The organism is Myxococcus sp. RHSTA-1-4 (assembly GCF_020037125.1).
Lineage (GTDB): Bacteria > Myxococcota > Myxococcia > Myxococcales > Myxococcaceae > Myxococcus.
Window position 1 is genome coordinate 89,534 of the sequence record NZ_JAIQDG010000015.1, and the last position, 18,392, is coordinate 107,925.

An 18,392-nucleotide genomic window follows, 5' to 3' on the forward strand; every position below is an offset into this window, starting at 1 on the left:
TCCCACTCTGTGTTCGGCAGTGGATGGCGGCTCCACTTCCTCGTGAGACCGCATCGACTTGTGGGCATCGCGAGTTGAATGGGAGGAGGACCATCCTTAGCTCGCACCCGTGCGTTTCTGGGTGCCATGGCTGCTGCTCTGTGTGAGCTGCGGCGTCTTCGAGTTCCATCCCTACGAGCTTCGCGGGACGGACCGGGACCGCCATGTCCACTCGCTCGAACGGCTGCGGCGCGACGCACCGGAGGGGCCGTTCCGCTTCGCCGTCATCGGCGACATGCAGCTCTTCCTGGACGAGTCGGCCGCGGCCGTGAAGGACCTCCAGCGGCGGGACGTCGCCTTCGTGGTGCAGCTCGGGGATTTGACCGAGTTCGGTTCCGCGCAGGAGTACGAGTGGGCGGCCGGGCTGCTCGATGAGCTGCCGGTGCCGTTCTTCGCGGTGATTGGCAACCATGACGTGCTGGGCACCGGGGCGGACATCTACCGCCGGACCTTCGGGCCGGCCTTCTTCACCTTCGAGTACGCCGGGAGCCGCTTCGTCCTCTTCGACTCCAACTCGCGCGAGTACGGCTTCCCGGGCAACGTGCCGGACCTGGAGGCGTTGCGGGAGGCGCTCGCGCCGGAGCCGGGCCTCACCCACACCTTCACCTTCTCCCATGTTCCGCCGGGACATGGAGACTTCGATGCCGCCCTGACGCAGCCGCTGGAGCAGCTGCAGGCGGAGCGCGGCGTCTCCATCTCCTTCCACGCGCACATCCACGACTTCGACAGCAACGTGCGGCAGGGCGTTCGCTACTTCATCACGGACTCGCTCGACCACCGCAACTACCTGCTGGTCACCGTGCAGGGCGAGGCCGTCCAGGTCGAGCGGGTCTTCTACTGATGCAGGCCGTCTGGCACGCGCGGGCGCTCGTCCTGACGCTCCTCCTGATTCCCGTCGAGGCGCTCACGGAGCCGCCTCGGGAGGGGCCACCGTGGTACGTGCCGGACCACGCGTCGCTCCAGCTCGCGGGCTCCATCGGCCTGCTCTCCGCGGGGCCCGGCTGGGCCTTCCTTGACGAGGCGGTGGAGGCCGGGCTGCTCCTGGGCTGGGCGCCGCCGTTGGTGGCCGGAGAGGACTTCCTCACGCTCACGCTGAAGGGGCAGTGGCACCCGTTCCGTGTCGAATGGAGGGGCTGGAGCCTGCGGCCCCTCACGGTGGGAATGCTGTTCAGCTACACCTTCGGCGACGCGTACTTCGTGCGCCTGCCGGACCGCTACCCCGACGGCTACTACTGGTTCAAGACGGGGCTGCGGCCCGCGCTGCTGGTGGGGGGCGGCGCGGGGCGGCCGGTGCCCGCGCTGGGGTTGAGGCTCCTCGAGGGCTACTTCGAGCTGGTCGCCACCGACTACCGCACCATCCACTTCGTCCAGGACCCCGGCACCGTGCGGACGGGGCTCTTCTCGCTGGCGCTGGGGGCGAGGTTCCGCTTTTGAAGCGGAGGCCTCAGGGCGCGGAGGGGCTCGCGGCGGCGGGGGCGACGATGGCCCCGGGCACGGGCGTGTCCTTGTCCCCGCGAAGCCGGCGCAGGATGCGAGGCGCCTCCGCGGCGAAGCGGGCCTGGGCGTCGGGCAGGGGGCGGTCCCTCACGTCGGTGATTTCCGTGCCGGGGAGTCCCGCGCCGAAGCGCACCTTCAACTCCTGTCCGATGAGCGCGTACCGGGGCTCCCAGCCGATGGTGGTGAGCAGGTAGCGCTTCGGGTCCGGCCGCGTCATGGGAATGCCGTCGCCCAGGTGCGCCGGGTCATGCGTGTCGCCGAGCAGGTCGAACAGGGTGGACACCACGTCGATGTGGCCGGTGACGGCGTCCACCTCACCCGGGGCGAGCCGCTCGTCGAAGATGAGCATGGGGACGTGGAGCTGGTACTCCGTCACGTCGCTGGCATGGCCGACGCGGCCGTGCTCGCGGAACTCCTCGCCGTGGTCTCCGGTGAAGATGACGAGCGGCCGCCCGCCGCGCACGGCCTCGATGCGGGACAGCAGCGCCTCCACCTTGGTGTCCACCTCGTAGGCGGCGTTCCACGCCCGGGCCTTGAGGTGCTCCGCGGGCACGCGCGCCGTGGCGAGGCCGCCCGTGCCGTCCCAGGCCGGTGAGAACACCGCCGAGCGGGGAGGGTAGTCGTAGTCGAAGTGCGTGCCGGCGAAGAACAGGAAGAGGAAGAGCGGCGTGTCCGCCGGCGCCGTCTCCACCACCGCGAGCGCGTCCTTCACCATGGCCTCGTCCCGCTCGTGGCTCCGGCCGGAGTAGTCGGTGCGGAGGCCTCCCTGCACGTCGCGGAAGACGGTGTCCTTCAGGCCCATCCAGTCCACGGAGGACGCGGCGAAGAAGGCCTGGTGGTAGCCGTTGCGCCGCAGCGCGGGGAAGAGGAGCGGCGTGCGCCCGGCGCCCACCACCGCGTCGCGCCGCTGGGCCTCCAGCCCGAAGAAGAGGCTGAAGAGGGAGTAGTCCGTGGAGCTCGCCGCGCTGTGGTGGAGCAGGAAGCGCGTCCCGTCCCCGGCCCGCCGCCACAGGTTTGGCATCACGTCCTCGCGGAAGAAGTCGTCGCGCAGGCTCTCCGCGAGGATGAGGACGATGTCGGGGCGCCGCGTGAAGCGCACGGCGGCCGGGTCGATGGTCGCCGCGGGCACGCCGGCCTCGGGGCTCACGCCCAGGCGCAGGCCGGCGGCGGGTGGATGGCCGGTGAGGCGCGTCAGCAGCGTGTTCATCCGCACCGGCGCCTGCAAGGGCAGGGTGGTGGCGGCATGCTGCACGGCGCCACCGTGGGAGAAGATGAGGTACGCACTCAGCAGCCGCTCCCCGGTGCACAGCGCGATGATGGCGAACACCGTCAGGAGCACCCGGCGCGGGAAGTGGAGCCGCCGCATGAAGCGGACCCCGGCCCACACGTCCAGCCCCAGCAGCGCCGCCGTCCCCGCCGCGACGAGCAGGACCTCCGTCGAGGAGAGCCCCGTCTCCGCCAGCGCGCGGGGCTGGAGCGCCACCGCCAGCACCAGCCCGTTGATGTGGAATCCCAGGGACGACAGGACGAGCGAGTCCACTCCGAACATCGCCACGGCCAGGGCCGTCACCACCGCCACGGCCGGCACATAGCGGCGGCCGAGCAGCGCCAGCGGCAGCGCCACGAGAAAGGTGAGCAGCCCGAGGAACAGCGCCTGGACGACTCCGCCCGCGAGCACCAGCGGGCGCAGGGCCGGGGCCAGCCGCTCCACCGAGGAGAGCAGGGCGCTTCCGAAGAAGCCGAGCGAGAGCAGTCCGTGCAGCACGCACCAGAGCAGCGCGGGACCCATGAAGGGCCGGGCCTCGTCCAGCCGGCGGCGGAGCCCTGCCGCGGCGGGAGGGGCGTGGGGCGTTTGAGACATCGCGCCTCCTGCTAGCCCGCCGTCGGCGGATGTTCAAGGAGTGACGGAAGCCCGGCCGCTCGTCCACCCAGGGGGCGTGAGCCGGGCTTCCAGCCCGCGCCACGAGCCCGGCCATCCGCCGTGGGTGTCACACGGGCCGTCCGGTTCCCGGCCTCCACGGCCGCGTGGACGGGCCCGGGACTGGAGGCGCGCCGCACATCGGAGCCGGCTTCATGGCACAAGGCCGATGTCGCCCGGAGACGCTGGTGCGAGGATGGGCACATGCCCCCGCGCAAGCTCGTCCGGCACCTGGTGTGGTTGGAGTCCTTCGCCGCCGCGGTGGAGGCCGGCAGCATCGAGGCCGCCGCCGAGCACCTGGGCGTGGCGCGCTCCGTGGTGAGCGAGCACATCCGCGCCCTGGAGGTGGCCGTGGCGGAGGGGGCTCCGCTGCTGGAGCGTGGCCCCGGCCGCCGCCTGCAGCTCACCGCCCGGGGCGAGCGCCTCTTCGCGGGCACCCAGACGCCGCTGCACCAGCTGGACATGAAGCGGCTGGTGGACCTGGCCAGCGCCGAGCCCGTGGTGCGCCTGGGCCTCAATCCCACCCTCTCCCTGTCGCTGCTGGGGAACGTCGCTCGAGAGGCCGCCGCTTCCGGCCTCAAGCTGGTGCTGAGCTTCGGGGGGCCCCATGAATTGACGCGGCAGGTCAAGACACGGCAGCTGGACCTCGCCCTGGACTTCACGCCGCTCCCTCCCCACGAGGGCGTGGAGGCCGAGTCCCTGTTGCGCATGCCCTTCGTGGTGCTCGCGGGGCCCGACAACGCGCTGGTCCACACCGCCGCCTCCCGCCGGACGCTGCACGTGAAGGAGCTGGAGGGGCAGCCCTTCGTGGACTGGCTGCGGGACGACCCCTACGGAGGGGCCAACAGCGCGCGCTTCGCCACCCATGGGGTGACGGTGGTGGAGGTGGCCCGCGCGGAGAGCTTCCTTCTCATGTACGAGCTGCTGCGCGCCTTCAAGGCCTGCGCGATTGCCCCGGACCTGCGCCTGATGCACCCCTTCCCGGAGGACATCCGCGCCTGGCCGCTTCGCGAGGAGGAGCCCCAGGCCGTGGAGGTGGTCGCCCTCTGGCCCTCCGGCTCGCTCAGCCCCGGCGCCCGCACGCTCCTCGATGGGCTGCGCCATCTCCCCGGCGCTCGTCGATAAAACGACGAAGCCGTCGAATTCTGCCGGATTTCCGTTTCGGTCCAGAAGCGCTATCTTTGGATGGTAGAAGATTCTGCCAGGAGTGCACAAGGATGACTCCCACGGAACGGACCATCGCCCGCCTGCCCGCCCACCTGCGTCGCTACGTGGTGAGCCAGGACTACGCCGCGTACACGGCTCGGGACCAGGCCGTGTGGCGCAACATCCTGGGCAAGCTGCGGGGCCACCTTTCGGACAAGGCCCACCCCGTCTACCTGGAGGGCCTGGAGGCGACGGGCATCGGCTCGGAGTCCATCCCCAGCCTGGACGAGATGAACGAGAAGCTGTCCCGCCTGGGCTGGGCCTGCGTGGGCGTGCGCGGCTTCATCCCGCCGGCGGTCTTCACGGAGCTGCAGGCGCTGGGCGTGCTGGCCATCGCCGCGGACATCCGCACGCACGAGCACATCGAGTACACGCCGGCGCCGGACATCGTCCACGAGAGCGCGGGCCACGCGCCCATCATCGCCAACCGCCGCTACGCGCAGTACCTCAAGGAGTGCGGGCTGGTGGGCTTCAAGTCCATTGCCAGCGTGGAGGACCAGGCCGTCTTCGAGGCCATCCGCAACCTGTCCGTGGTGAAGGAGGACCCGGACGCCACCGAGGACGAGATTGCCCACGCGCAGGCGCGGCTGGAGGCGGCCAGTGCCAGCCGCCGCTTCGTCAGCGAGAGCACGCGGGCCAGCCGCCTGTACTGGTGGACGGCGGAGTACGGCCTCATCGGAGACCTGGAGCACCCGCGCATCTACGGCGCGGGGCTGCTGTCCAGCATCGGCGAGGCGCAGCACTGCCTCACGTCCGCGGTGAAGAAGCTGCCCCTGTCCGTGGCCTGCGCCGACATGGAATACGACATCACCCGCATGCAGCCGCAGCTCTTCGTGGCGCGCGACTTCGAGCACCTGTTCGAGGTGCTGCGCGAGTTCGAGTCCACGCTGGCGTGGAAGCGGGGCGGGGACTTCGGGCTGGCGGAGGCGCAGCGTGCCCGCACCGTCAACCACCTGGTGCTCGCGGACGGGCGCGAGGTGACGGGCCGGGTGATGGAGATGATGGCCGCGCCGCGGCCCCTGGCCACGGGCCTCACCACCGCGCTGGTGTGTCTGGAGGGCCCCATCCTTTCCTCGCGCGGAGGGAAGGCGGGCGAGGGCAGGCCGTGGAATGGCCCGGCCCTGGTCGCCTTCGGACAGGGGACGCTGCCGGAGCGTGGGCCCTTCAAGCTGGCGCTGGAGAGCGGGCTGCAGCTCGAGGGCTTCGCCGCGGGCGGTGGCGAGGTGCTGGCGCTGCGGGGCCGGCTGGCCGGACGCGAGCTGGACTTGCCCGCGGTGGCGAAGCTGTTCGTCAGCACGCACCTGCCCGCGGTGGCGGGCGGGCCCGCGGACCCGGAGACGTGGGACCGGTGGTTCGGCGAGCTGAGCGCCTTCTCGGAGGGGGACGGCGAGGCGAAGGCGCGCTCGCGCAAGGCCATGTCGCTGCACCCGTCGCTGGCCGCCCTCTACCGCGAGGTCCGGCAGATGCGCGAGACGCGCACCGTGAAGCCCGAGCGGCTGGCGCAGATCGCCGCCGCGGCCACGGACTTCCCGGACGACTGGCTGCTGCGCACCGAGGTGGACGAGCTGCGCGCGCCGCGCGCGTGAAGCCCTCCTGGCTCCATGGCTGAAGCCACCGGACGCCCTCTGCTCCTCGCGGGCAGGGGGCGTCCACGTTTCGCGCGACGCGCAAGGGCGGCCCGCCCGGCGCCCCGAGCCCGGACGGAGAGCGCTGCCGCTTCGCGCCGGGCGCGAGGCCCGGTCCTCTCCGGCACGCGTCGCGCCACGGGGCGTGGCCGCGCGGGGCAACGCGGGGAGCGGGCTGCGCGGTGCGCCGCTGAAAACGCCACGGGCCCGGCCACGCGGAAGCACGCGCGGACAGGCCCGAGGTCCGGCATCCGCTCCCGCGTGTCACCGCGAGGAGCGAGCGGCTCACTTCTCCTTGGAGGCAATCTTCCGCAGCGCCTTCTGGTCGCGCACGCAGAGGATGCGGCCGACGTTTCCGAGCACGCCCTCGCGCTTCATCTCGTTGATGAGCGTGGACACGAAGGAGCGCGAGGCGCCGACGAGGTCCGCGAGGTCCTGCTGGGTAATCCCGCGCAGGTCCGTCTCACCACCGTGCGGGCAGCGCTCGCCGTGCGCCTCCACCAGGGTGAGCAGGGTGTCCGCGAGGCGGGCCGGGACCTCCTTGAAGGTCAGCCCCAGCACGCGCTTGCGCAGCGAGCGAACGCGCTCGGCGTAGGCGCGCACCACGTCCACCGCCAGGGCCGGACGGGCCTCGAGCTGCGCGCGGAAGTCACGGCCCTCGATGCTCCACACCTCGGCCTCACCCGCGGCGACCGCCATCTCCTCGATGGGCGTGCCCTCGGGGCGGAACAGCTCGCCGAACAGGTCTCCCGGGCGGAGGATGGACACCACGGAGCGGGTGCTGTTCTTGCCAATGCGCATCAGGCGCACGCGGCCGGACTTCAGCAGGTACACGCGGTCCGTGTTGTCGCCGGGGCGGTAGATGGTGGAGTTGTGCGGGAAGGACTCGACCTTGAAGTACCCCTTGAAGTCGATGGCCTCCTGCCCGGGGATGAGCTTGTTGGCGGTGACCATCATGCCGGAGCTGGTCGTCTGCAGCGGCGCCACGACGTTGGAGCCGATGGGGCCGAGGGGGCGGTTGAATCCGTGCATGGCAATCACTCCGTGAAAGGCAGAAGGAAACGTGGGGAAGACCGGCCGCCTGCTGCAGCGGCGAACGGGAGTTTCCTTTTCCAAGTTACGTGCCAGCCGGGAATGAAGTGCCACCGGGGGAACACATTCAGTAATGCCGGGTACTTAGCGCTACAGGCCCGCAGCAGTCCCGCGCGTATGTCCAAAAGGCAAAACAGAACGTTCAAACAGTCTGATCAAGTTGAACGGAACGTTCAATCCGGCCACCGGAGTGTCGCGGCCGTGACAATGTTCAGGAGGCGTCCTTCACGGGGAAGGTGTGCACCTGAGGGCCCTGTCCCTGTGTGAGACCGTACTTCTGGAGCTTGCGCTCCAGGGTGGGGCGGCTGATTCCAAGAATCTGGCAGGTGCGCCCCTTGTGCCCCTTGGTGACGCTCATCGCACGGGCGATGAGCATGCGCTCGGCCTCCTCCAGGGTGGGGATGAGGCTCACATCATCCACGGGAGGAGGGGCGAACATGGCGCCCGGAGGGGCGGGGCGGCCGGGCTCGGGGGCGGGCGCCGTGTCCAGCGCGGGCAGGTCGTCGCCGCGCAGCACGTCGCCCGGAGCGAGCACCACGGCGCGGGTGAGCACGTTCTCCAGCTCGCGCACGTTGCCGCGCCAGGGCAGCCGGGTGAGGCGCTCCATGACCTCGGGCGGCACGCGGGTGACGCGCTTGTGGACCTTCTCGTTGATGCGCTCGAGCAGGTGCTTCACCAGCAGGGGGATGTCCTCGCGCCGCTCGCGCAGCGGGGGAATCAGGAGGGTAATCACCTTGAGGCGCTGGTGGAGGTCCTCGCGGAAGCGGCCCTGCTCCACCTCCTCGGCGAGGTTGCGGTGGGTGGCGGCGATGACACGCGCGCGCAGCTTGATGCGCTTGACGCCGCCCACGCGCTCGAACTCGCGCTCCTGCAGGACGCGCAGCAGCTTGGCCTGGAGCATCAGCGACATGTCGCCAATCTCGTCCAGGAACACGGTGCCGTCCTCGGCCAGCTCGAACTTGCCGGGCTTGCCGGCGGTGGCGCCGGTGAAGGCGCCCTTCTCGTGGCCGAACAGCTCGCTCTCCAGCAGCGTGTCGACGATGGCGGAGCAGTTGATGCCGATGAAGGGCCGGGGCTCGTCGTAGGAGTAGTTGTGGATGACGCGGGCGATGAGCTCCTTGCCGGTGCCGCTCTCGCCCGTAATCAGCACGGTGGCCGCGCTGCCCGTGACTTTTCCAATCTCCTTCACGAGCTGCTGCATGGAGGCGCTGGTGCCGACGATGTCGCCCAGGCGGGCGGCGGCATTCTCGCGGTTGACCTCGTCCGCGCGGCGCGAGAGCTGGCGGTACTCCAGCGCGCGCTCCACCACCAGGTCCAGGGCGGCCGGGTCCGGGAAGGGCTTGTGGATGTAGTCGAAGGCCCCGGCCTTCATGGCCCGGATGGTGGTCTCCATGTCGTGGTAGGCGGTGACGAGGATGATGCGCGCGTCCCCGCACAGCCCCTTCATCTCCTCGATGATTTCCAGGCCCGTGCGGTCCGGGAGCATCATGTCGAGGATGACCACGCTGGGCATGGCCTCCTGGGCGGCCCGGAGGCCCGCGGCCGCGCTGGTGGCGGTCGCCACCTGATAGCGGGGCTGGCCGTCGTGCTCTATCTCCTCGAAGTGCATCTTCAGCGTTTCGAGGAGCGAGACGTCGTCATCGACGATGAGAAGGGTCTCCATGGCGTCTCAAGTGGCGAACGTCAGCGTGAAGACCATGCCCGGCTCCGAGCTGCCCTCGGCGGCCAGGTCTCCCCCCTGGCCCATCATCACCCGGCGCAGGGCGGCGAGGGACAGGCCGGCGCCCCGGGCCAGCCGCGAGCCGAAGGGCTCGAAGAGGGTGCCGCGCTCCTCCGGGGGCAGGGCGGCGGCGGGGTCCTTGAGCACCATCAGCACCTGGCCGGCGGGGCCCCGGCGCAGGGCCACCTCCACGGCGCTGTCCTCGGGCTGGCCCATGGCCACGTTGAGGAGCACCTGCGCCAGCACGGGCCTCAGCCGGTTGGGGTCCACCCGCACGCGCGGCAGGTCCGGCTCCTCGTCCACGCGCACCTCGATGCGCCGCTCGGCCAGCTCCGGCGCCACCATGCTGGTGGCCTCCTGCAGCACGGAGCGCAGCGGGTGGGCATCCAGGTTCGGCGTGGTGTCGCGGCCGTACTCGGACAGCAGCCAGAGCATCCGCTCCATGGTGCGGATCTCCCGGTTGGCGATGGTGAGCCGGCGCCTGTCGCGGTCCGACAGCCCGGTGTTCCGGGCGAGCGTCTGCACCGCCATCTTCACGGAGGACAGCGGGTTGCGAATCTCGTGGCTGAGCGAAGAGGACAGCCGGGAGATCTGCACCGGCGGCGCGCCCTCCAGCACGGCGTTCAGGTCCAGCACGCCGGCACAGGCCGCTCCGGCGTCCATGCCCAGCGCCAGTCGCAGGGGCGTGGGGTCCTCGCCGCCGAGCTGCGCGGAGACGAACTCCACGGCGCGGCGGTCCTCGCGGGCGCGAGCATCCAGCTCACGGGCGCGCTCGGGCGTCACGCCGAGCACCGTATGGAGCGGGCGCTCCAGCAGCTCCGCCGCGGGACGGCGCAGGATGGTGGCTGCATCGCCCTCGACGCGAGTCACCCGCAGGTTCGGAGACCAGGCGAGCAACATGGCTTGCATGAGGTGGGCGTTCATTTGGTAGGCCTGAAACATACCGAGTAAGGTCGCGTGCTGTCCCCATGTCCCGTACGGCACGTTTTCCGAAGAACCTTGTGGCCTCCCTCCTCTTCCTGTCGGGGGCCACGGCGCTGGTCTACGAACTCGTCTGGTCCAAGTATCTCGGGAATGTCCTGGGGAACAGCGGACAGGCGCATGCCGTGGTGCTCGCCACCTTCATGGGGGGGCTGGCGCTTGGGGCATCTGTCTTCGGGCGGACAGCTGACCGGGTAAAGAATCCCCTGGCCCTTTACGGGCTCCTCGAATTGGGCGTGGGCCTCTACGCCCTGGCCTTCCCGCATGTGCTGGAGGCCCTGGGGGCGCTCTGGCTGGCGGTGGCGCCCTCCGTACCGGAGGGGTGGCGGGTGGGGCCGCGCCTGCTGGTGGCCTCGGTCTCCCTGGTGGTGCCCACGCTGCTGATGGGCGGCACGCTGCCCGCGCTGGTGCGGCACTTCGCGTCCAGTCTCTCCGGGGTGCGGCGTGAGCTGGCGCGGCTGTACGCCGTCAACAGCCTGGGCGCGGCGGTGGGGGTGTTCATCGCCGGCACGAAGCTGGTGCCCGCGGTGGGCCTGTCCGCGTCGGCGAAGATGGCGGCGGCGCTCAACATCCTGCTCGCGCTGGCGGCGCTGGCCCTGGCGCGCGGCTTCCCACCCGCGCTGGCCCCCGGACAGGCGGCGCCGGCCGCGGAGGGAGAGGAGGAGGTGGCCTACCCGCGCGTGGCGGTGCGGGCGGCGCTCATCGGCGTGCTGCTGTCCGGCTTCACCTCCATGCTGTACCAGGTGACGTGGATCCGCCTGCTGTCCATCGTCCTGGGCGCGTCCACGTATGCCTTCACCCTCATCCTCACCGCGTTCATCCTCGGCATCGGCCTGGGCAGCTTCTGGCTGATGACGCGCGGGGGGAAGGTGGACTCGCTGCGGCTGTTCGGCCGACTCCAGCTCCTGCTGGTGGCGAGCGTCTGCGTGGCGTTGCCGCTCTACGTCCGGCTGCCATACCAGTTCCGCTCGGTGCACTGGATGCTGTCGCGCACGGTGGACGCGTGGCCGCTGTTCCAGGTCATCACCTTCGGCTTCTGCTGCGTGGTGCTGCTGGTGCCCACCTTCTTCATGGGGGCGGCCTTCCCGGCGGCGGCGCGCGTGGCCACGGCGAAGGTGTCCGAGGTGGGCCGGCAGCTGGGCGGCGTGTACCTGTGGAACACGGTGGGGACGATTACCGGCTCCGCGCTGGGCGGGCTGGTGCTGATGCCGTGGTGGGGCATGGAGGGCAACTTCGTGGCGGGCGTGGTGGGCAACCTCGCCGCCGCGGGGCTGGCCTATGCCGCGGCGGCTCCCTCGGCTCCGGAGCCGGCGCGGAGCGGGTTCGCGCCGCGCGCGCTGTGGCCGGTGGGCGCGGCGGCGGCGCTGGCGGCGGTGGTGCTGGGCGGCATGCACGGCTGGCCGGTGGAGCTGTCCTCCATCGCCTCCATCCGCCTGCGCAAGCCGGCGGAGAGCTACGCCGCGCTGCTGGAGGAGACGAAGCGCGACCTGCGCCCCATCTTCTACCGCGACGACACCTTCGCCACGGTGCTGGTGGGCGAGGTGGAGAAGGACCGGCTGCGCTTCATGAAGCTCAACGGCAAGGTGGACGCCTCCAACGGCAGCGACGTGGAGACGCAGGTGGTGGCAGGCCACCTGGGCGCGCTGCTCCACCCGCGCGAGCCGAAGAACGTGCTCCTGGTGGGCGCGGGCGCGGCCATCACCGCGGGCAGCGTGCTGGCGCACCCCGTGGAGCGGCTGGACCTGGTGGAAATCGCCCCCGCGGTCATCGACGCGGCGCGGCTGTTCAAGGAAGACAACCGCAACGCGGTGGATGACCCGCGCACGCACGTGCACATCGAGGACGCCAAGACGTTCATGGCGCTGGCGCCGCGCAAGTACGACCTGGTGGTGAGCGTGCCCTCCAACCCGTGGGTGGCGGGCGTGTCCGGCCTCTTCACGAAGGATTTCTTCCAGACGGTGGACCGGCACCTGACGGACGACGGCGTGCTGGTGCAGTGGATCCACACTTACGAGAGCAGCGAGGAGCTCATCAAGCTGGTCATCCGCACGCTGCGCGACACCTTCCCGCACGCCACCACGTGGCTGGGGCCGCACGACCTGGTCCTCGTGGCCAGCCGCAAGCCGCTGGACGTCGACGCCCGGCGGCTGGCCGAGCGCATGGCGCGGCCCGAGGTGAAGGCGGACCTGGCGCGGGTGGAGATTCGCGACGCCTTCGCGCTCCTGTCCAAGCAGGTGCACAGCGAGGCGGGACAGCTCGACTTCGCCGGCCCCGGCCCCATCAACACCGACGACCAGAACCTGCTGGAGTACGCGTCGCCCATCGCCTTCTTCGTGTCCAACCTGGACGTGCGCGTGAAGGATGAGCGGCGCGCTCCGGACGGGGGCTCGCGCCTGCTCATCCACCCGTACCTGCGCGAGCACCCGCCCACGGCGGAGCAGGTGGCCGCGCTGCACCGCAACGTGGAGCGCTACCACGCGCTGAATGATCCACTGGTGCGCGGGGTGGCCACGCTCTGGCACCAGCTGGCGCCGGAGAGCCAGGAGGCGGCGGTGGCGCTGGCGAAGGCCGCGCTGGCCCAGCAGGAGGTGACGCTGGCCGCCTCGCTCCTGGAGCCCCGGGTGGCGCGGGGGGAGCGCGAGCCGGACCTGATGGCCGCGTACCTGTGGCTGGTGACGTCACGGGCCTGGGCGGCGCGCACGGTGTGGACGCCCGTGGAGACCTCCCAGGCCCTGGCGCTGGGGCGCGAGGTGGCGGCGGCGCATCCCAGCCACGCGGACCTGGCCAAGGCCCTGCGCTCCCTCTGCAACACCCTCCCGGCCTCCGAATGCGAGCCCTCCGCGAGCCCCGTCGCGGCCCCGGCGGGGCCCTGAAACAGGGATCCAGGATGTCACGTATTGGTTAAATTACTGGAATCACTGAAGATTCCGATCATCCTCCCGATGACGGATGGAGCGGCGAGCGGGATCCATCCTAGGGTGCACGTAACCCTCAGAAGTCAGGGTTCGTTCTACCGCTCGAAAACCCCCAGGAGATTTCCATGAAGGCGCTCCCGAAGAAGAACCTGCGCAAGGCCCGTGGTCAGGGCATGACCGAGTACATCATCATCGTGGCCCTCATCGCGATCGCCGCCATCGGCGTCATCACGCTGTTCGGCGACAACATCCGTAAGCTGTTCGGCGCCTCGGCCGCCGCGCTGGCCGGTAACCCCAGCGTCGAGAACGACGGCCTCGAGTCCAACGAGAAGCTGAACAAGAAGACGATGAAGACGTTCGGCCAGAACAACGCCTACTGAGTCTTCCCCATCGGAGGAGTCAACCCGTGGCGTTCGTCAGGGGCTGACTCCTCCGGGCCGTTCGTGTTCCGCCAGCGCGAGCCTTGCCGTGGTCGAGGGCGTCCTTCGCGCGCCCGGTGCCCGGCCCGGACTCCTGGACTCCCGAGATGAGCGTCTCCGTTCCGGCCGACCTCCTCACGCTGCGCCGGCGGCTCTGGTTGTATCGGCTCCTCTCGCTGGTGCTGGCCCTGGCGTTGGCGGTGCTGCTCGTGGCCGTGCGGCTGGCCATGGTGGGCCTGGGAGACCCGGAGGTGGAGGTCTTCGACGTGCCGGCCCGCTTCGAGGCGCTGGCGCGGGAGAACCCCGACTCGGCCGACATCTCCCAGACGTACTTCACCGAGGACACCGCCTCCGTGCACATGCACGTGATGGGGCGCGGGCAGACGTGTCCGCTGCACATCCACCGCCGCACGCACGAGGCCACCATCATCGTCACCGGGCAGGCCGAGGTCCGGCAGTCCTGGGGGGACGGTGACGGGCTCGCGCACCGGATGGGCGTGCATGGCCCCGGGGAGTTGATTGCCTCACCGCCCTTCACCGGGCACGCGTGGTTCAACCGCGCCACGGACCGGATGCTGGGCAACCTCGTCTTCGCGTGGCCGCCCTTCGACGGGAATCTCTACGTGGAGGGCGAGGACGCGCGCATGACGAAGGGCACCGCGCCCTTCGTCCACGTGCCGGCGGCGGCGCTCGCGTCCTTCCGCGAGGACGTGCGCGAGCAGAAGTTGCCCGCGCTGGATGGGCGCATGTCGAGCGTGCTGCTCGCGAAGGGGACACACGCGCTGGTGGCGACTCGCGAGGCGCCGGTGGTCGTCTACGTGGCGGAGGGTGAGGGAGCCATCGAAGCTCCGGACGAGCGGCCGGTGAAGCCGGGCCAGCTCTGGGTGCTGCGCCGGGACGCGAAGCTGCGCGCGGCGGAGGGCCGCCCCCTGGCGCTGTATGTCTTTCGCCCGGGGGCCTGAGCCTCACGCGGCGCCGTCAGGGCCTCGTCGTCGCGGCGGGCCGCTCGCGGACCCAGAGGACGTAGTCGCCGTCACGGGCCTGCTCGCGCCAGCCACCGCGCGCGCGCAGGTTGTCGAGCAGGATGTTGCCCGGGTTCTCCACCTTCCACAGGAGGTAGTCCGGGTCGTACTTCGCCAGGGCCTCCTCCCAGCCCGGCTCGCCCCAGACGAGCTTGTCGTAGTCCTGGTGGATGGCCAGGGGGAACGGGTCATTGCGGCTGTCGATGAAGACCTTGTAGTCCGGCCCGGCGAAGAACGAGACGAGCCCGCCGATGACGAACGGGTTGAGCACCCGGCCCGGTGGCAGGCCGCGCAGCGCGTCCAGTGCTCCGAGCGGGATGTGCGCGCGCTTCACGCCCTGCTCGACGGGTGTCGGGTTCATCACATGGGTGGTGGCCAGCGCGGCCAGCACCAGGGCGGGCCATGGGGTGCCTCGGGCCCGGGCGCTCCAGTGGGCCAGCGCGCCATCGAGTCTCTTCACCGTTCGCCGCCACGCCGGGCCCGCCTCGGCCACCGGGGACCGGGTGGCGTGCTCCAGCAAGGCGAGCGCCAGGAGCACGGCGGCGAAAGGTGCATGCCGCTGGACCTTGATGGCGGCGATGCCGAGCACCGCCGCGGGCAGGAGGATGGCCACCTTGCGCGAGGGCGCCCCGCCCACGGCGAACAGCGTCGCACCAGCCAGGGCGAGGTAGGCCCAGCTCCACGACAGGTTCAGGTCGAGCGGCCGCCACTCGTTGATGCCCTGGGTGGACTCCAGCACGGAGTGGTGCAGGGGATAGAGGTAGATGGCGGGGCCATCCGGGCCCAGTCCGGCCGCGAGGAAGGCGGCCACGCTGAAGGCCACGGCGCGAACGGCGCGGCGCCGGGACTCCGGCCCGGGCGCGTCCAGCACGGAGCCCACCGCGATGGCGCCGAGCAGGGCAGGGCCCAGGGGCCAGCTGCCGTGGAGGTTGGCCCAGGCCGCGCCCAGGAAGGGGAACACCCAGAGGATGCGGTTGTTGCCCGCGCGCCAGGACTGGACGCACAGCACCGCGACGGTGAAGAGCAGGTGGCCCACGTGGAAGGGGCGCTCCTGGGGCCACGTGGGGGCCTGCACCAGGAGGACGGTGCCCAGCACGGCCAGGGCGAGCAGCCCGCGATGCCCGGACGCGGCCCGGCCCAGGGCCTTCCACAGCAGCAGCACGTTGGCGGACACGAGCGCGGCGACGAGCAGCGCGGGCCCTCCGGCGCCGAGCCACCGAATCAGCAGCACGCACAGCACCCCGAAGCCCCACTCGTGAGGCACCCAGCCCGCCGTGCCCGTGACGCTGAAGGGGTCCACCCGAGTGAAGCCATGCTCCAGGACGAAGCGTCCCCCGGCGAGGTGGAAGAACAGGTCGAAGTGCTTGAGCGGCGACATCCCCAGCCGCGCGGCGAGCACCAGCGCGAGGAGGGCCGCCGGCCCGGGGAGGAGGAGGGACCGCATCCGCATGAGGGCCGCAGCCTAGCGCTCCTCCGCGGCGGCGCTAAGGCCAGGTTGCAGGCCGCCTGCTCGAAGTCCGCCGGCGGGTACGCGTGCGCGGCTCGATGCCCTCATTCCAAACGAACCCGTATGCCTCCCCGGGCCGTGCTAAGACAGGCAGGTTCATGGAAGGCCGCCTGCTGCTGAAGAACTGCGCCGTGTTCCGCGCGGATGGTCGGGTCCGCACCGGCATGGCCGTGGTGGTGGAGGGGAACACCATCCGCCGCGTGGCGCCGGATGCCCAGGTGCCCGTGTTGCCGGGTGACTGGGAGGTGGCGTGCCGGGGCCGGCTCGTCGCGCCGGGGCTGGTGGACTGCCACTCGCACCTCGTCAATGGCCAGCTACTGCCGCCCAGCGGGAACTTCCTCCTGCAGTCTCCACGCGAGCGGCTGGAACGGATGATGCGGGTGGCCCGGCTCCTGACCGACGAGGACGTGGAGGCCCTCACCCGCTTCGGCGCGGCCCGCGCCCTGCGCGACGGCGTCACCCTGGTGGTGGACCACCTGTCCTGCCAGGACGTGGCCGGCGGGCTCGCCGCCCAGGCCCGCGCCGCCGAGAGCGTGGGCCTGCGGCTGGTGGTCAGCCACTCCACCCACAGCCTGGACGGAGCCGCCCAGGCGGAGACGTGGCTGGAGGCCAACGCCGACTTCACCCGCCGCCACCGCGAGCACCCCCTGGTGCGCGGAGCGCTGGGCTTCCATGCCTCGTACACCTGCGACCACGCGCTGCTCACCCGGGTGTCCCGGCTGAGCCGGGAGCTGGACGCGCCCACCGTCTTCCACCTCGCGGAGAGCGAGGACGACCTCACCACCACCTACGCCCGTCACAACCAGCGCGTGGTGCCCCGGCTGGACGCGCTGGGGCTGCTCGGCCCGCGTGCCATCGCCGGTTATGCGCGCGCGCTGGACAGCTCCGAGGCGGCGCGCCTGGAGGAGAGCGGCACCTTCGTCGCGCTCGCGGCCCGGGGCGTGCGCACGCTCGAGCGCGGCGTGGACCCCATGGAGGCCGTGCTGTCCCGCATCCATCTGCTGGGCCTGGGCACGGGCGGCCACGGGACGCTCCAGGACGAGCTGCTCGCCGCGACGGTGGGCGTGCTGCGCATCTCCCGCGCCGGCCGCCTGCCGGACGTGGACGGCACCCTGGCCCATCTGCTCATCAACGGCCCGGCGGAGCTGTGCACCCGGCTGTTCGGCCTGCCCTCGGGCAACGTGGAGGAGGGCAGCATCGCGGACCTCGTCGTCTACGACACCGTGCCCCCGGCGGACCCGGAGACGGGCTACTCGCCGCACCTGCTCGGGCAGCTCTCCCGCTCGCCGGTGTCATGGACGGTGGTCAACGGCCGCGTCTGCGTGCGCGAGGGGCAGTTGCTGGGCCAGGACTACGTGGAGCTGTCCCGCGCCGCGACGGATGCGCTCCACCGCGTGTGGACCCGCGCACGGCTGGGGAGCTGAGGGACGACACGTGGCCGCCCTGCCTTCCTCCCTGGTGGACCTCCTGCGCGCCTCGCGTGAGCGGCGTGGTCCCCTGCTGTCGGATGCCCGCACCACCGCCTTCCGCGTGCTCAACGGCGAGGCGGACGGCGTGCCGGAAGTGACGGCGGATGCCTTCGGCGGGCTATACGTCATCAGCCTGTACCGCGACCTCACCCCCGCCGAGGAGGCGACGCTCCTGGACGCCGCGGTGGCCGCATGGGCGCCGCGGAGCCTCTACCTCAAGCGCCGCCCCCGTGAGGCGCGCGTGCTGGCCAACGTGGCGAAGGAGGCGCTCGCGCCGGAGACCGCCGCCCGGGGCGAGCCGGTGGAGTCCCTCACCGCCCTGGAGAATGGCCTGTCGTTCCTCATCCGCCCCGGGCAGGGGCTGTCGGTGGGCCTCTACCTGGACATGCGCGACACCCGCGTGTGGCTGAAGGACGAGGTGCGCGGCCGCACCGTGCTCAACCTCTTCGCCTACACCTGCGCCTTCGGCGTGGTGGCCACCGCGGGGGGCGCGAAGCGGGCGCTCAACATCGACGCCAGCCGCCGGGTGCTGGACTGGGGCGAGGAGAACGCGCGCCTCAACGGCCAGTCCGTGGACCGCTACGACTACGTGGCCGGGGACGTGTTCGACTGGCTCAAGCGCCTGGCGAAGAAGGGCGAGGCGTTCGACGTCGTCGTGGCGGACCCGCCGTCCTTCTCCACCACCCGCACCGCGCGCTTCTCCGCCGCCCGCGACTACGCGAAGCTGGCCGAGGCCGCCGCGCGCGTGGTGGCCCCCGGTGGCCGGCTGGTGGCCTGCTGCAACCACGCGGGCCTGCCCTCCCGCCGCTTCGAGGCGATGGTGGCCGAGGGCCTCGCCCTCGCCGGCCGGCAGGGGAGGGCGGTGCGCTCGCTCGGCCCCTCGCCGCTCGACTTCCCGTCCCCCCCCGGACAGGAGCCGGCCCTCAAGGTGCACGTGGTCGAACTTCGTTAGCGTGGCCGACCCCGGCACGGGTAAGGTCTC

Annotated in this window: 14 protein-coding genes; 9 read left to right on the top strand and 5 right to left on the bottom strand. The window is 71.4% G+C overall.

What is annotated here, in order from left to right:
* Positions 1 to 109 precede the first annotated feature (109 nt).
* A complete protein-coding gene (locus tag K8638_RS20995; RefSeq protein ID WP_223756348.1) occupies positions 110 to 880 on the top strand; it encodes a metallophosphoesterase in 771 nt (256 codons plus the stop codon).
* Positions 880 to 1,473, top strand: coding sequence for a hypothetical protein (locus tag K8638_RS21000; RefSeq protein ID WP_223756349.1), 594 nt, complete (start codon positions 880 to 882; stop codon positions 1,471 to 1,473). Before K8638_RS20995 ends, K8638_RS21000 begins: the two co-directional genes overlap by 1 nt.
* 10 nt (positions 1,474 to 1,483) lie before the next feature.
* On the opposite strand, the gene K8638_RS21005 is transcribed toward K8638_RS21000, so the two are convergent.
* Positions 1,484 to 3,397, bottom strand: coding sequence for a sulfatase-like hydrolase/transferase (locus K8638_RS21005; protein ID WP_223756350.1), 1,914 nt, complete (start codon positions 3,395 to 3,397; stop codon positions 1,484 to 1,486).
* A 261-nt stretch (positions 3,398 to 3,658) separates the two neighbouring features.
* Here K8638_RS21005 and K8638_RS21010 point away from each other — a divergent pair, with 261 nt between their 5' ends.
* Both K8638_RS21010 and K8638_RS21015 read left to right on the top strand, forming a co-directional pair.
* Positions 3,659 to 4,579 carry a LysR family transcriptional regulator gene (locus tag K8638_RS21010; protein ID WP_223756351.1) on the top strand — a complete coding sequence of 307 codons (921 nt, stop codon included), beginning with the start codon at positions 3,659 to 3,661 and terminating at the stop codon, positions 4,577 to 4,579.
* A gap of 92 nt (positions 4,580 to 4,671) precedes the next feature.
* Complete coding sequence (locus K8638_RS21015; RefSeq protein WP_223756352.1) at positions 4,672 to 6,246, top strand: aromatic amino acid hydroxylase; 1,575 nt, start codon at positions 4,672 to 4,674, stop codon at positions 6,244 to 6,246.
* Positions 6,247 to 6,570: 324 nt separating this feature from the next.
* Here K8638_RS21015 and mrpC read toward each other — a convergent pair whose 3' ends face one another.
* The 3 genes from mrpC to K8638_RS21030 form a co-directional block, all read right to left on the bottom strand.
* A complete protein-coding gene (gene mrpC, locus K8638_RS21020; RefSeq protein ID WP_163999786.1) occupies positions 6,571 to 7,317 on the bottom strand; it encodes a Crp/Fnr family transcriptional regulator MrpC in 747 nt (248 codons plus the stop codon).
* A 271-nt stretch (positions 7,318 to 7,588) separates the two neighbouring features.
* Positions 7,589 to 9,040, bottom strand: a complete 1,452-nt coding sequence (locus tag K8638_RS21025) for a sigma-54 dependent transcriptional regulator (RefSeq protein ID WP_223756353.1) — start codon at positions 9,038 to 9,040, stop codon at positions 7,589 to 7,591.
* Positions 9,041 to 9,046: 6 nt separating this feature from the next.
* On the bottom strand, positions 9,047 to 10,021 hold the full coding sequence (locus K8638_RS21030; RefSeq protein WP_223756354.1) for a sensor histidine kinase KdpD: 975 nt from the start codon (positions 10,019 to 10,021) through the stop codon (positions 9,047 to 9,049).
* A 44-nt stretch (positions 10,022 to 10,065) separates the two neighbouring features.
* Between K8638_RS21030 and K8638_RS21035 the strand changes: the two genes are divergently transcribed.
* The 3 genes from K8638_RS21035 (at position 10,066) to K8638_RS21045 (ending at position 14,374) form a co-directional block, all read left to right on the top strand.
* The gene (locus K8638_RS21035) at positions 10,066 to 12,951 is read left to right on the top strand and encodes a fused MFS/spermidine synthase (protein WP_370644062.1); all 2,886 of its coding nucleotides are present in this window, start codon (positions 10,066 to 10,068) and stop codon (positions 12,949 to 12,951) included.
* A gap of 167 nt (positions 12,952 to 13,118) precedes the next feature.
* The gene (locus tag K8638_RS21040; RefSeq protein ID WP_223756356.1) at positions 13,119 to 13,373 is read left to right on the top strand and encodes a hypothetical protein; all 255 of its coding nucleotides are present in this window, start codon (positions 13,119 to 13,121) and stop codon (positions 13,371 to 13,373) included.
* Positions 13,374 to 13,519: 146 nt separating this feature from the next.
* On the top strand, positions 13,520 to 14,374 hold the full coding sequence (locus K8638_RS21045; RefSeq protein ID WP_223756357.1) for a cupin domain-containing protein: 855 nt from the start codon (positions 13,520 to 13,522) through the stop codon (positions 14,372 to 14,374).
* 16 nt (positions 14,375 to 14,390) lie between these two features.
* Here K8638_RS21045 and K8638_RS21050 read toward each other — a convergent pair whose 3' ends face one another.
* Positions 14,391 to 15,878, bottom strand: coding sequence for a hypothetical protein (locus K8638_RS21050; protein ID WP_223756358.1), 1,488 nt, complete (start codon positions 15,876 to 15,878; stop codon positions 14,391 to 14,393).
* 161 nt (positions 15,879 to 16,039) lie between these two features.
* On the opposite strand from K8638_RS21050, the gene K8638_RS21055 reads away from it, so the two are divergent.
* Together K8638_RS21055 and K8638_RS21060 are read left to right on the top strand one after the other, a co-directional pair.
* Positions 16,040 to 17,365: an amidohydrolase family protein gene (locus tag K8638_RS21055; RefSeq protein ID WP_223756359.1), complete on the top strand. Its 1,326-nt coding sequence runs from the start codon at positions 16,040 to 16,042 to the stop codon at positions 17,363 to 17,365.
* A 10-nt stretch (positions 17,366 to 17,375) separates the two neighbouring features.
* Entirely contained in the window at positions 17,376 to 18,362 is a 987-nt protein-coding gene (locus K8638_RS21060) for a class I SAM-dependent rRNA methyltransferase (RefSeq protein ID WP_223756360.1), read from the top strand.
* Positions 18,363 to 18,392: the final 30 nt, after the last annotated feature.